Here is a 14,114-nt window from a genome sequence, read left to right as displayed (position 1 = left end):
TCGATGCGATTGCCGAAGCGGCGTTCGATGACCAGTGCACCGGCGCCAACCCGCGCTATCCGCTGGTCGCCGAGATCCGGCAGCTGCTGATCGACAGCTATTACGGCCGCGCCTATGTCGAGCCGTCGGCCCAGGACGCCGCACCGGTCGAGGTCAAGCCTGCCGGCAAGTCCGCCGCCCGCAAGGACGCGGCGCTCGCCAAGTAAACTCGCCAGATAACGAACCTCTTACATCAGGATACGAGACCATGAGCAAAGCGATCATGTGGGCCGAAAGCGATGCCCGCGGCTTCGAGACCGAATGCATGTTCAACGAGGACAACCGCAGCTACGAGGTGCTGGTCACCGCCAAGGGCCTGGGACTCGACAAGGCGGAGAGCTTCCCGGTGGTCGAGGACCCCGGCCTGGGGATGTGCCCCGCCGACCTCGCCCGCTCGATCAAGCTGGCCGACCGGCTGGTGTGGGAGATCGACCGGTCGCTCGGCGACCTCTGAGGCGAAACACGCCGTCGCCGGCCGGCAAGGTCCGGCGGCGGATCACCTGAAGCTCCCGTCCGGACTGCCGGACGGGGGCTTTTCTGTGCAGGGACCTTGACCGCCGCTCCCCCGGTCAGACCGGGGCCAGCAGCCAGCGGTGTTCCGGGGCGGTGTTGAAATGCCAGGCGCGGCGGGGGCCGGCCATCACGTTCAGATAATAGCCGGTGTAGCCGTGGGCGGCACCGACCGGGTGGTAGCCGCGCGGGACCATGACGAGGTCGCCGTTCTCCACCGCCATCGCCTCGTCCAGCGAGCGGTCGTCGGTGTAGACGCGCTGGAAGGCGAAGCCCTGCGGCGGGTCGATGCGGTGGTAATAGGTCTCCTCCAGCTGGGTTTCCGCCGTGCCGTCGTCGCTGTCGTGCTTGTGCGGCGGATAGCTGGACCAGTTGCCGGCCGGCGTGATGACCTCCACCACCAGAAGACTGTCGGCCGGCTGCGATTCAGGCAGGATGTCGAAGACATGGCGGGTGTTGCTGCCCTGCCCGCGGACCGAGGCGCCGACATCCTCCGGACGGATCAGCCGCACCGGCAGCCCGCCGTTCAGGCCGGGAGCGGTGCAGACCGCCAGTTCCAGCGCGGTGGTGGCCCGCACCCGCCACGGCGTGCCCTGCGGCAGGTAGATCGCGTAGGGACGCTTGTCCTCGAAGGGCGACATGCGGTCGCCAAGCTCCGCCCACTCCCGGTCGCCGGCCATCGCCGCGCCGCGCCCGGCGACGAAGACCAGACAGGTCTCGCGGTCCGCATCCTCGCCGGAAACGGTCATGCCCGCCTCCAGGCGGTAGAGGTCGAAGCCGATGCACGACCAGCCCGCCGATTCGGGCGTGACATGGTGCACCCGGCCGGCCGGGTCCGGTGCGTGGTTGCGCAGCAGAAGCTTGCTCATGGTCGCCCTCTGTGGTGCCGGATGGTCTCGCGATGCGTCCCCGCCCCCTGGCGAAGCCGCGGTGGATGCGGACGCGGACAGTTAAGGATCATACGTTCCCGCTCACGTCATCGTTGGCATCACGAAGTCGGCGCCGGACCGGATGCCGGTCGGCCAGCGGCTGGTGATGGTCTTCAGCCGGGTGTAGAAGCGCACGCCCTCCGGCCCATGCATGTGATGGTCACCGAACAGCGAGCGCTTCCAGCCGCCGAAGCTGTGGAAGGCCATCGGCACCGGGATCGGCACATTGACGCCGACCATGCCGACCTCGATCTCCGCCCCGAAGGCGCGCGCGGTGTCGCCGTCGCGGGTGAAGATGGCGGTGCCGTTGCCGAACTCGTGTGCGTTGATCAGATCGACCGCCGTGCGGTAGTCGGGAACCCGCACCACCGCCAGCACCGGGCCGAAGATCTCCTCCCTGTAGATCCGCATCTCCGGCGTGACGTGGTCGAACAGCGTGCCGCCGATGAAATAGCCGTCGCCGCACTCCGGATCGGCGATTTCGACCCGGCGGCCGTCGACCACCAGCTTGGCGCCCTCCTCGATGCCGAGGTCGATGTAGCCGCGCACCTTGTCGCGGTGCTGGCGGGTGACCAGCGGCCCCATCTCCGCCGACGGGTCGGTGCCGGGACCGATCTTCAGGGCGTGAACCCGCTCGGCCAGCCGCTCGACCAGCGCGTCGGCCACCGCCTCCGTCACCGGCACGGCGACCGAGATCGCCATGCAGCGTTCGCCGGCCGAGCCGTAGGCCGCCCCCATCAGCGCGTCCACCGCCTGGTCGAGGTCGGCGTCGGGCATGATGACCATGTGGTTCTTGGCCCCGCCCAGTGCCTGCACCCGCTTGCCGTTGGCGGCACCGGTGGCATAGATGTACTGGGCGATGGGGGTCGAGCCGACGAAGCTGACCGCCTTCACGTCGGGATGGCTCAGCAGCGCATCGACCGCCACCTTGTCGCCATGGACGACGTTGAACACGCCGTCGGGCAGCCCGGCCTGCGTCAGCAGCTCCGCCATGAACAGGGCCGCACTCGGCACCCGTTCCGATGGCTTCAGGATGAAGCAGTTGCCGCAGGCAATGGCCACCGGGAACATCCACATCGGCACCATGGCCGGGAAGTTGAACGGCGTGATGCCGGCGACGACGCCCAGCGGCTGGCGCAGCGAGTGGCTGTCGATGCGGGTGCCGACATTCTCCGCCACCTCGCCCTTCAGCAGATGCGGTCCGCCGCAGGCGAACTCCACCACCTCCAGCCCGCGCGCCACCTCGCCCAGCGCGTCGGAGTGGACCTTGCCATGCTCGGCGGTGATCAGGCTGGCGAGCCGGCCGGCGTTCTGTTCCAGCAGCTGCTTGAAGGCGAACATCACCCGGGCGCGGCGCAGGGGCGTGGCGGCCGACCATGCCGGGAAGGCGGCGCGGGCGGCGGCGACGGCGCGGTCGACCTCCGCCGCGGTCGCCAGCGGCACCTTGGCGCTGTTGCGGCCGGTCGCCGGGTTGTAGACGTCGCCGAGACGGCCGCTGGTGCCGCCGACCGGCGCGCCATCGATGAAATGCGGAACGATGTTGGTCATTTGGATGCTCACAGGCCGTATTCCGCGACGAGCGCGCTCAGATGCTGGCGGCCCTTGGTGACGTAGGTCAGGGGATGGGCTTTGGCGGGGTCCTGCTCCGCCTCGATCACCAGCCACTGGCCGCGATAGTCCGCCTCCTTCAGCGCCTTCAGCACGGCAGGGAAATCGACGCAGCCGTCGCCCGGCACGGTGAACACCCCGTCGATCACGGCGTCGAGGAAGCTGCTGTCGGCCGCCTTGGCCCGCGCCAGCACGTCGGCGCGCACGTCCTTGCAATGGACATGGTTGATGCGGCGGCCCCATTTGGCGATGAGGTCCAGCGGGTTGCCGCCGGCGAAGGTCAGGTGGCCGGTGTCGAGCAGGATGCCGACGCTGTCGCCGGTGACCTCGGCGAAGCGGTCGATCTCGTCGGGCGTCTCCACCACCGTGCCCATGTGGTAATGGTAGGCGAGCGGCGTGCCCTGGTCGCGCAGGTAGTCGCCGAACGCCGCCATGCGGCGGCCGAACTCCGCCCACTGGCCGGTCTCCAGCGTCGGACGCCGGGACAGCGGCGTGCCGCGGGACCCATGGACGCAGCCGGTCGTCTCGGCCACCACCATCACCGGGCAGCCCATCGCCTTCAGCAGCGCCAAGTGAGGCTGCACCGCCTCGATCTCCTCGGCGACGGTTCGCTCCAGCAGGCCGGCGCTGTACCAGCCGGACACCAGCGACAGGCCGTAACCGTCGAGGATCGGGCGCAGCACGGCGGCATCGCGCGGGAATTTGTTGCCAAGCTCGAAGCCCTCGAAGCCGGCTTCGCGCCCTTCGGCAAGGCACTGCTCCAGCGGCGTCGCCCCGCCCAGCTCAAGCATATCGTCGTTGCTCCAGGCGATCGGGTTGACGCCGAGACGAACGGTCATGATCGGATGCTCCCAAGACGGAAGAAGATTGGGGGAATTGGGGAAGAGGGTCTCGGTCAGCGGCGCTGGCGGGCCTTGCTGGCGACGTAGCGTTCACGGGCCGCCGCGACCTCGGGACGGGTCGAGAGTTCCGGCACCGGCACGTCCCACCACGCCCCGCCGTCCCGGGTGGAGGGCAGCGGGTCGGTGTCGATGACGATGGCGTAGGTGACGGGGGAGGCCTTGGCGCGCTCCAGCGCCTGTTCCAATTGGGCAACGCCCGTCACCTTCTCGGTCACCGCGCCCAGCGCACGCAGATGGCCGGCGAAGTCGATGTCGGGCAGGGTCTCATAATGGGTGTCGCGCAGCAGATTGTTGAAGGGCGCGCCGCCGCAGGCGTTCTGCAGCCGGTTGATGCAGCCATAGCCGCGGTTGTCGAGCAGCACGACGATCAGCTTGCGCTTCATCGCCACCGACACGGCCAGTTCGGAATTCAGCATCATGTAGCTGCCGTCGCCGACCATGACGAAGGTCTCGCGGTCCGGGCAGGCCATCTTGACGCCCAGCCCGCCGGCGATCTCGTAGCCCATGCAGGAGAAGCCGTATTCCAGATGGTAGCCGCCGGGCCGGCCGCTGCGCCACAGCTTGTGCAGTTCGCCCGGCAGGCCGCCGGCAGCGCAGACGATTGTGCCGTCGCGGCCGGCGGCGCGGTTGACCGCCCCCAGCACCTGGGCGTCGGTCGGCAGGTCGAGCCCGGCATCGGCGGTCACCCGGTCGACGACGCGGGTCCACACCGCGGTGCGCTCCTGCGCCAAAGCCTGCCAGGACAGCGGCGCCGACCAGTCGCCGAGCCCGGCGTCGAGGGCCGCCAGACCGCGCCCGGCGTCGGCGACCAACGGCAGGGCGTCGCCCTTCACCGCGTCGAAGGCGGCGACGTTCAGCCCGGCGAGGCGGGCGCCGCGGTTGGCGAAGATTGTCCAGGAGGCGGTGGTGAAGTCGGCGAGCCGGGTGCCGACCGCCAGCACCAGATCGGCCTCCGCCGCCAGCTCGTTGGCGGCGCTGGATCCGGTGACGCCGATGGCGCCGACGTTGCAGGGATGGTCCCAGGCCAGGGCGCCCTTGCCGGCCTGGGTTTCCGCCACCGGGATGCCGCGGCGTTTGGCGAAGCCGGCCAGCGCGTCGCAGGCGCCGCTGTAGAACACGCCGCCCCCGGCGACGATCAGCGGCTTCTTCGCGCCGCGCAGCGCCTCCGTCACCGCCGCCAGCTCGTCGCGGTCGGGCTCCGGCCGGCGGGTGCGGCGGACGGTGCGCTCGAAGACGGAAAGCGGGAAGTCATGGGCTTCGGCCTGCACGTCCTGCGGCAGGCAGAGCGTCACCGGCCCGCACTCCACCGGATCGGTCAGCACCTGGATGGCGCGGCGCAGGCTGGGCATCAGCTGTTCGGGGCGGGTGATGCGGTCCCAGAAGCGCGACACCGGGCGGAAGCAGTCGTTGGCACTGACGGTGGCGTCCTCGAAGCGCTCGACCTGCTGCAACACCGGGTCGGGGGCGCGGGTGGCGAAGACGTCGCCGGGCAGCAGCAGCACCGGCAGGCGGTTGACATGGGCCAGCGCCGCCGCCGTCACCATGTTGACCGCACCCGGCCCGATGGAGGTGGTGCAGGCCATCATGCGGCGCCGTCCTTGCGCCTTGGCATAGGCGATGGCGGCATGCGCCATCCCCTGCTCGTTGTGGGCGCGGTAGGTCGGCAGCAGGTCGCGGGCGGCATGCAGCGCCTCGCCCATGCCCGCCACGTTGCCGTGGCCGAAGATCGCCCAGACACCGGCGAACAGCGGCAGCTCCTGGCCGTCGATCTCGACATACTGGGCGCTGAGATAGCGGACGACGGCCTGGGCGACGGTGAGGCGCACGCTGTCCATGATGGCTTCTCCCTACCGGGGCGGGACGGCCCCTGTTGTTCTTGATGATGGCTTGAAGATCAGGCGGCGTGGCGGCTGCGCTGTTCCTGCCAGAAGGCGATCAGCCGGCCATAGGCGGCCTCCATCGCCGCGACCGCCGCCGCGTCGTCGATGCTGCCGGCCAGCCACGCCTCGGCGGCGCTGCCGAACAGGGTGCGGCCGACGGCAAAGCCCTTGCAGACCGGCTGGCGGGCGGCCAGCGCCAGCCCGGCCTTCAGCTCCTCCTCCGGCGCGTCGAGGCCGAGGATCAGCACGCCGCGGCACAGCGGGTCATGGCGGTCGATGGTGCCGGCAATGCTGTTCCAGGCTTCCTGGCTGGCCGGCGACGGCAGCTTCCACCAGTCGGGATAAATGCCGAGCCCGTAGAAGCGCTCCAGCGCGCGGGAGATGGTGTCGTCGCCGGCCGGCATGCCGCGCGGCGGGATGATCTCCAGCAGAAGCTCGTGCCCGGTGGCGCGGCAGGCGGCGAACAGGGTCTGGATCCGATGCTCCTGCTCGCTGCGCAGCGCCTCCCCGTCGTCCGGGTGGTAGAAGGCGAGGCACTTCACCACATGCTCGGCCGGCCATTCGCGGATGGTCACGGCGATGTCGGGGCAGCCCTCGAAGCGCAGCGGGCGCGAGCCCGGCAGTTCCACCGGGCGGCCGATCCAGGCGCCGGTGCCGGTCAGCGCGTCCAGCGCGTCCTGGCCATGGATGCCGTCCAGCAGCATGCCGAAGCCGTCGCGCCCGTCGGAGGCCCGCTGTGCCGCCTGTAAAGCCAGCAGCTTGAAGGCCGCGATGCGCGCCGGGTCGGCGCCCAGCCGTGCCGCCATCGCCTCCAGCTGGGCGCGGTGGTCGATGGCGAAGGCCATCACCTCCGGCCAGTCGCGGCGCCGGGTGGTCGCCCAGTGGATGTGCGAGAGGCGGGCATCCTCGCGCAGCCGCGGCGTCGGGCTGCCGTTTTCAAGGAAACAGGACAGCTCCGTCCAGGTCGGGATGGCGGGCGCGCAGCCGTGGCGCGACACCGCGAAGGCGCCGCAGGCGTTGGCGAAGGCGCAACACTCCTCCAGCGGACGGTCGCGCAGCCAGCCGCGCAGGAAGCCCGACATGAAGGCGTCGCCGGCCCCCAGCACATTGTAGACCTCGACCGGGAAGCCGGGACCGCGGATGCCCAGTTCCAGGCTGTCGGGAATGGCACCGGGGAAGACGACGCAGCCCATCGGGCCGCGCTTGCACACCAGCGTCGCGCCGGTCAGCTCGCGGACCCGGCGCAGCGCCGCCAGCGTGTCGGTGCTGCCGCCGGCGATGTGGAATTCCTCTTCCGTGCCGACGATCAGGTCGCAGCCCGGCAGGATGGTCTGCAACAGGGCGGAGACGCCGCCGTCGGCGACGAAGCGCTCCTCCCCCAAGCCATGGCCGGTCAGCTTCCACAGCACCGGGCGGTAATCGATGTCGAACACCACCTTTGTGCCGGTCTCGCGCGCCAGCCGCATCGCCTTGCGCATGGCCGCTTCGGTGGTGGGGGTGGAGAAATGGGTGCCGCTGACCACCACGGCCTTGGCCGAGGCGATGAAGTCTTCCCGGACATCCTCCTCGCAGATCGCCATGTCGGCGCAGTTCTCGCGGTAGAAGATCAGCGGGAAGGTCTTCTTGTCGCGGATGCCCAGGATGACCAGGGCCGTCAGGCGCTCCGGGTCGGTGATGACGCTGCGGGTGTCGACGCCTTCGCGGACCAGCTGTTCGCGGATGAAACGCCCCATATGCTCGTCGCCGACGCGGGTCAACAGGGCCGAGCGCAGGCCGAGGCGCGATGTCCCGACCGCGATGTTGGTGGGGCAACCGCCGACATATTTGGCGAAGCTCTGCATGTCCTCCAGCCGGCCGCCGACCTGTTCGCCATAGAGGTCGACGGAGGAGCGGCCGATGGAAATGACGTCGAGTTCGCGCTCGGTTTGACCGCGTTGGGTTGGCATGGGTCAGCTCCGCTGTAATCCGGTCGTCGGATTGGCGATGGCGTTGGATACGGACCGGCGGACCCGTGCGCCGGACAGGCGGCCGGTCGGCGGTCTGTTCAGCTGTAGAGCGCCGGACGGCTGGGCAGCGTGATGGCGACGGCCTCGCCCTCGCGGTCCTGCGCGGTGACGCAGGCATCCGAGGTGATGGCGGCGACATAGCCGTCCCAGCAGGTCGGGCCGGTTGCGGTGCCCTGGGAGGCGGCCTTCAGGAAGTCCTGAAGTTCCACGTCATAAGAGGCGATGAAACGATCTTTCCAATCGGTCAGGATCGGGTTCTGCAGGCTGGCGTTCAGGCGCATCTGCACCGCCATCGGCTCCGGCAGGCGGGCGATGCCGTCCTCGCCCACCACCTCGCACTGGATGTCGTAGCCATAGTGGCAGTTCACGAAGATCTCGACGTCGATGACGACGCCCTTCGCCGTCTCCAGCACCACGACCTGCGGGTCACGCAGCTTGCCATGGCTGCGGGCGGCGCGGCGCGGGAAGATCACGCGGGCGGAAACGTAATCGTCGTCCAGCAGCCAGCGGAACACGTCGATCTCGTGGATCAGCGTGTCGTGGATCGCCATCGGCGTGACGTAATGCTGGGGCACCGTCGGGTTGCGGTGGGCGGCATGGACCATGATCGGCGCGCCGGTGCGGCTGGTCACCGCCTCCTTCAGCGCGATGTAGCCGGCATCGTAGCGGCGCATGAAGCCGACCTGGACCAGACGTTTGCCGTGCGCCACCTCGGCATCGACGATGCGCCTGGCGCCGTCGGCGGTGGTGGCGAGCGGCTTTTCGCAGAAGCAGGGCTTCCCGGCGGCGATGGCGGCCAGCACATACTGCTCGTGGCTGGCGCCCCAGGAGGTGACCAGAACCGCATCGACCAGCGGCGAGGCGATCAGCTCCTCGCCGGTCTCAAAGATCTCGGCATCGGGGGCGATGTCGGCCCGCACCGCCTCGGCGGACCCGCGGTTGACGTCGGTCAGGGCGACGATCTTGCCGCCGGCCAGCACCTGCTCGATGCGACGGGCATGGTCGCGGCCGATGGCACCGGTGCCGATGATGCCGATTCTGACGGTCATGTTTCCAAAGCCTCCTGTCGTTCGGTGGGCGAGCGGGGCCACGCGCGCAGTCCTGCGCGCCGCGCCCGGGCGGTTCACCGGGGTCGATTGCCGTTTTCGCTCTTGATTGGCAGGGGAAGCATTCACCATCGCGCACGGTCCGGTCAACGCGCCTGCCGGCCGGACGACCGTCAAACATGAGAGAATTTGCAGCACGCTATGATGGTTTTCCATCATGGCGCCAGAAGGCTTCCCCTACAGGCTTTTCCTTACAGGCTCTCCGGCGTCCACAGCTGGGCGGGAAGGAAGCGCTGGCCGGGATTTTCCGCCATGCCGTGTTCGATGCTGTGGACCATCATCTCGATCAGGTCGGTGCAGAGCGCCGGCAACGGCGTCGCCATCACCACCGACACATGGCGGTCGAGCAGCCCCCGCCTCGATTCCGGCGTCAGCTCGTGGACGATGCAGGTCACCTCGTCCGGCCGGCGGACCTCGCGCAAGGCGGCGATGGCGCCCTCCATGCCGCCGCCCGCCACATAGATGCCGACGACATCGTCGTGCCGGTCCAGCAGGCCGAGCGTCGCCTCGTAGGTCAGCTGGCGCGTCTCGACGTTGACGATGCTGTCCGTCAGGGTGAACTCGGGCGCGAACTCGCGGAAATAGCTGCGGAATCCGGTCTCGCGCAGGGCATGGCCGTGATAGCGGAAGGCGCCGATGAAGACGGCGATGCGCCCCGGCCCCCGCGCGATCTTCGACATCAGCCACGCCGCGGTGCGGCCGGCCTTCAGGTTGTTGGTGCCGATGTAGCCTTCCCGCACGCCCTGGGCGAAGTCGGACAGCAGCGAAAAGGTGGGGATGCCGGCGGCCTTCAGTTCGGCCACCGCGGCGGTGGCGTCGTGATGGTCGATGCCGGTCACCGCGACCGCCCTCACCTTCCCCTTCATGCCGCGGATCAGCTCGGCCAGTTCGGCCGGGGATGTCGATTGGACGAAGCGGATGGTGGCGCGCAGCCGCCGGTCTGGATGGCTGCGCACCACCTCCTCGATCCGCGCCGCGAACTCCTGATAGAAGGCGTGGCGCTCCTTTTGAAGGATGAAGCCGAGATGGTAGTCGGGCTGCTGCGCCAGGGTGCGCTGGCGGATGGCGTTGGCACCGTGGAAGCCGATGTCGGTCGCCGCCTCGAAGATGCGGCGGGCGGTCTCCTCCCGCACGGGGTGCCGCCCGTTCAGCAGCCGGTCGATGGTGGCGACGCTGACGCCCGCCGCCTTGGCGAGGTCGGAAATCGTCGGGCGCTTCGTCGGGCTCTTCATGGACGGACAGCTCATCCGGTCAGGGGAGGGAACCGGCGCTGTCTATCACGAAGCATGAGGGAATGAGAGACCCTTGCACGGCCGCTTGCCGGTCAGCGCTTCACGGTGCGCAGGATCAGGGCAAGCGGCACCGCCGAGGCGGAGATCAGCATCAGCGCGAAGAACACGTCGATGTAGGACCAGTAGGCGGTCTGCATCTGCACCTGCTGGCCGATGAAGGCCATCGCCCGCTCCCGCGCGCCCGCCTCGCCGCCGGCCATGGAGAAGTAGTTGGTCGCCTGCTCCATGGTCCGCTGATAGGCCGGGTTGGACGGCACGATATGCTCGGCCAGACGGCTGTGGTGGAACTGCTCGCGGAAGGCCAGCACATTCTGGGCGATCGACACGCCGATGGAGCCGCCGACATTGCGCGCGACATTGATGAGGGCGGAGGCCTGATCGGTCTTGTCGCGCGGGATGCCGTCGTAGGAGGCCGTGGTGATCGGGATGAAGATCAGCGGCAGGCCGATGCCGATATAGATGCGCGACCAGGCGAAGAACCAGAAGGTCGAGTCCGGGTTCAGCCGCGTCAGGTCCCACATCGCCAGCGCCACGATGGTGGCGCCGGTGGCGATCAGGTATTTCGGCTGGATCCGCCCGGCGAGCCGGCCGACGACCAGCATCATCACCATGGTCACCATGCCGCCGGGCGACAGGGCAAGGCCGGCCCAGGTGGCGGTGAAGCCGTAATATTGCTGGAGAAGCTCCGGCAGGAACTGGGTCGTCGCGATCAGGATGGCGCCGGTCGCCATCATCACCAGGAAGCAGGAGCCGAACTGCCGCGTCGCCACCATCCGCAGGTCGAGGATCGGGTTTGCCCGCGTCATCTCCCACGGAATCATCAGGCAGAAGGACGCCACGCAGATGATGGCGAAGGCGATGATGAAACCCGACGCGAACCAGTCGTCGGTCTGGCCGCGGTCGAGCACCACCTCCAGCGAGCCCAGGAAGGTCGCCACCAGCAGGAAGCCGACCACATCCATGCGGATGCCCTGGCGCTTCAGCCGCCGGCGCTCCTCGATGGCGGATTTCGGTTCCTGCACCAGAAAGCTGACCAGCGCGAAGGCCATCACCCCGACCGGCCCGTTGATCAGGAAGCACCAGTGCCAGGACAGATTGTCCGACAGCCAGCCGCCCAGCGTCGGCCCGACCACCGGCGCCACCACCACGGCGATGCCGAAGATGGCGAAGGCCTGCCCGCGCTTGGCCGGCGGAAAGCTATCGGCCAGGATCGACTGCGAAATCGGCACCATGCCGCCGCCGGCAAAGCCCTGGAGCACCCGGAACAGCAGGAGCGATTCCAGATTCCAGGCGAAGCCGCAGGCCAGCGAGCTGACGGTGAACAGCCCCAGGCAGGCCAGATAGAAGCGCTTGCGGCCATAGCGCTTGGCGATGAAGCTGCTGGCCGTCAGCACGATGGCGTTGGCCACGAGGTAGGAGGTGACGACCCACGACGCCTCGTCGGCGCTGACCGCCAGCGTGCCGGAAATGTAGCGCAAGGCGACGTTGGCGATGGTGGTGTCCAGCACCTCCATGAAGGTGGCGATGGACACCACCACGGCGATCAGCCACGGGTTGCGGCCGCCCGCGGCACTCTGCGACGCATCGAAGCCGCCCGCCCCTCCCTCTGGCCCCGCGCCTTCGGCAGCGGCGCTCATCGCACCGTCACCCGCGGCACCACTGACATGCCGGGGCCGATGGAGACGCCGTCCGGCCATTGGTCGACGACGATCTTCACGGGAATGCGCTGCACCACCTTCACATAGTTGCCGGTGGCATTCTCGGCCGGCAGCAGGGAAAAGGCGGTGCCGGAGCCCGGCTGCACGCTGTCGACATGGCCGGTGACCTTGCGGCCGGGATAGGCGTCGATCTTGATGTCCACCGGCTGGCCCGGCCGCATGTCGGTGATCTGGGTCTCCTTGAAGTTGGCGGTGACCCAGATGTCGTCGGGAACGAAGATGGCAAGGCTCTGGCCGGCCTGGGCGAACTGGCCGACCGCCCCGCTCAGCTGCACCACCCGGCCGGGCTGCGCGGCGGTGACGGTGGTGTAGGACAGGTTCAACTGGGCCTGGGCCAGCTGCGCCTTCGCCCGCGCCAGATCGGCCACGGCGCTGGTCCGCTGCGCCTGGAGCGCCCCGACCTGCCTTTCGGCGGCGATCACCGCGGCGTTGGCGCTGGTCAGCTTGCCCTGCTGTTCCTGCAGGGTGGCGGTGGACTGCTGCGCCTGCTGCACCGTTCCGGCACCGCGGGATTGCAGGTCGCGGTAACGCGCAGCATCCTCCTTGGCAAAGCCGACGGCGGCCTCGGCCTGCGAAACCTCCGCCTTGGCCTGCTCGATCTGGGCGCGCTGGGCGTCGATCTGGGCGTCGTAGCCGGTGATCGCCGCCTGGGCGGAGTCGATCTGCGCCTGCGCCTGATCCAGCGAGGTCCGATAGTCGCGCGTGTCGATGCGGAACAGCAGGTCGCCGGCATTGACATGCCGGTTGTCGCCGACCGCCACCTCCGTCACATAGCCGCCCACCTTCGCCGCCACCGGGAACTGGCGGGTGTCGATGAAGGCGTCGTCGGTCGACTCATAGGGGTGGATGTTGCGCTGCCAATAGATGTAGCCGGCCACCGCCAGCAGGGCGACCGCCACCAGCCCGGCGAGGATCGCAATCGGATGACGGCGGATGAAGCCCGGCGTCTTGCGGCCGTCGCCCGCGGCCGGCTGTCCGCGCTCGCTGCGCCCGGCCTGGCTGTCCACCTCCCGTCCGGTGAGATCGACGACGTCCCTGCGCTGCTGGTCGTCCGGCATGGTTATGACGCTCCTGACCGAAATGCCGGGCGATCAGCAAGGGCCCGGTCGTTGCCGCACGGGAGCGTCCCCGCTCCCTTTTCGCATGGGAGCGTCCCCGCTCCCCAGCGCGAAACACCGGAACCACAAGATCGTTGCACAGGCTTGGCAGAAAGCCGGCGGAGGGCGCCGCAGAACAGCCATGCCACAGGTGGATGGCCGGGGCCGGACGGCGCGGGCTGCCATGAAGACGGGCAACCACCGATTCATCAGGCAATCATAACATTGGCTATGACTATGCCTTCCGAAATAATATGGAAGCCAACAGATCCAAGTTCCGTCCCATGCGTAAAAAGAAGGAGTCCACGCGCAAGTCACGGCAATCATCATATCCAATGTCCCGACGAATTATTTGTTTCCTGACGGAATTGCGTCATCGCCGGGCCGCCAGCCCTTCCAACACGACCGCGGAGCCGAGCCCATGACGCTTCTGAAGGAGACCATCGCCAGCGGGACCGCCCCGCAGACCATCCACCGTCTCGCCGCCCCGGTCGATGACGAGGCGGCGAGGCTGGAGGCGCTACGCCGCACCGGACTGCTGGACAGCGAGCCGGAGCCCGCCTTCGACGATCTGGTGTCCTGGGCCTGCGACCATTTCCGCGTGCCCATCGCGCTGGTGTCGCTGCTGGACGCCGACCGGCAATGGTTCAAGGCGCGCCGCGGGCTGCCCGTGCCGGAAACGCCGCGCGACGTCGCCTTCTGCGACTTCACCATCCGCCAGAGCCTGCCGATGGTGGTGGAGGATGCCGCCGAGGATCCGCGCTTTTCCGACAACCCGCTGGTGCTGGGCGAGCCGTACATCCGCTTCTATGCCGGCGCCCCGATCATCAACCGGCAGGGGCTGGCGCTCGGCTCCGTCTGCCTGATCGACACGGCGCCGCGCAGCTTCGGCATGGTGGACCGCATGGTGCTGGCACAACTGACCGTAACCGCGCTGGCGGCAATCGAGCAGCGGTAGGACGGACGGCAACCGGCCTTGAGACCGACGATTGTTTCCATGCCGCATTGCACCATTGTCATTGGCGCT

Annotated in this window: 12 protein-coding genes; 3 read left to right on the top strand and 9 right to left on the bottom strand. The window is 68.8% G+C overall.

Features of this window, described 5'->3' with window-relative positions:
• The coding region (locus CRT60_RS15250; protein ID WP_143273307.1) for a hypothetical protein at nucleotides 1-206 on the top strand (206 nt) is incomplete at its 5' end.
• Between the two features lie 41 nt (nucleotides 207-247).
• Nucleotides 248-493, top strand: coding sequence for a hypothetical protein (locus tag CRT60_RS15245; protein WP_098737311.1), 246 nt, complete (start codon nucleotides 248-250; stop codon nucleotides 491-493).
• 115 nt (nucleotides 494-608) lie between these two features.
• Here the strand turns inward: CRT60_RS15245 and iolB are convergent, their stop codons facing one another.
• From iolB to CRT60_RS15200, 9 genes are all read right to left on the bottom strand, one after another.
• Nucleotides 609-1,418 (bottom strand): 5-deoxy-glucuronate isomerase, encoded by an 810-nt coding sequence (gene iolB, locus CRT60_RS15240; protein ID WP_098737309.1) that lies wholly within the window; start codon nucleotides 1,416-1,418, stop codon nucleotides 609-611.
• A 102-nt stretch (nucleotides 1,419-1,520) separates the two neighbouring features.
• Nucleotides 1,521-3,026: a CoA-acylating methylmalonate-semialdehyde dehydrogenase gene (locus CRT60_RS15235; protein ID WP_098737872.1), complete on the bottom strand. Its 1,506-nt coding sequence runs from the start codon at nucleotides 3,024-3,026 to the stop codon at nucleotides 1,521-1,523.
• Between the two features lie 8 nt (nucleotides 3,027-3,034).
• Nucleotides 3,035-3,925, bottom strand: a complete 891-nt coding sequence (gene iolE / locus CRT60_RS15230; protein WP_098737308.1) for a myo-inosose-2 dehydratase — start codon at nucleotides 3,923-3,925, stop codon at nucleotides 3,035-3,037.
• Nucleotides 3,926-3,981: 56 nt separating this feature from the next.
• Nucleotides 3,982-5,823 (bottom strand): 3D-(3,5/4)-trihydroxycyclohexane-1,2-dione acylhydrolase (decyclizing), encoded by a 1,842-nt coding sequence (gene iolD, locus CRT60_RS15225; protein ID WP_167421720.1) that lies wholly within the window; start codon nucleotides 5,821-5,823, stop codon nucleotides 3,982-3,984.
• A 59-nt stretch (nucleotides 5,824-5,882) separates the two neighbouring features.
• On the bottom strand, nucleotides 5,883-7,814 hold the full coding sequence (locus CRT60_RS15220; protein ID WP_098737306.1) for a bifunctional 5-dehydro-2-deoxygluconokinase/5-dehydro-2-deoxyphosphogluconate aldolase: 1,932 nt from the start codon (nucleotides 7,812-7,814) through the stop codon (nucleotides 5,883-5,885).
• Nucleotides 7,815-7,912: 98 nt separating this feature from the next.
• Nucleotides 7,913-8,923, bottom strand: a complete 1,011-nt coding sequence (locus CRT60_RS15215) for a Gfo/Idh/MocA family protein (protein ID WP_098737304.1) — start codon at nucleotides 8,921-8,923, stop codon at nucleotides 7,913-7,915.
• A 248-nt stretch (nucleotides 8,924-9,171) separates the two neighbouring features.
• Nucleotides 9,172-10,212 (bottom strand): LacI family DNA-binding transcriptional regulator, encoded by a 1,041-nt coding sequence (locus tag CRT60_RS15210; RefSeq protein WP_098737302.1) that lies wholly within the window; start codon nucleotides 10,210-10,212, stop codon nucleotides 9,172-9,174.
• 92 nt (nucleotides 10,213-10,304) lie between these two features.
• Nucleotides 10,305-11,909 (bottom strand): DHA2 family efflux MFS transporter permease subunit, encoded by a 1,605-nt coding sequence (locus CRT60_RS15205; RefSeq protein ID WP_098737300.1) that lies wholly within the window; start codon nucleotides 11,907-11,909, stop codon nucleotides 10,305-10,307.
• On the bottom strand, nucleotides 11,906-13,048 hold the full coding sequence (locus tag CRT60_RS15200) for an HlyD family secretion protein (RefSeq protein WP_098737298.1): 1,143 nt from the start codon (nucleotides 13,046-13,048) through the stop codon (nucleotides 11,906-11,908). The genes CRT60_RS15205 and CRT60_RS15200 overlap by 4 nt, the downstream gene beginning before the upstream one ends.
• A gap of 460 nt (nucleotides 13,049-13,508) precedes the next feature.
• Here CRT60_RS15200 and CRT60_RS15195 point away from each other — a divergent pair, with 460 nt between their 5' ends.
• Entirely contained in the window at nucleotides 13,509-14,045 is a 537-nt protein-coding gene (locus tag CRT60_RS15195; RefSeq protein WP_098737296.1) for a GAF domain-containing protein, read from the top strand.
• Nucleotides 14,046-14,114: the final 69 nt, after the last annotated feature.

The organism is Azospirillum palustre, from assembly GCF_002573965.1.
In the GTDB taxonomy this organism is placed as follows: Bacteria; Pseudomonadota; Alphaproteobacteria; order Azospirillales; family Azospirillaceae; genus Azospirillum; species Azospirillum palustre.
This window is presented reverse-complemented; position numbering and strand designations above follow the sequence as displayed.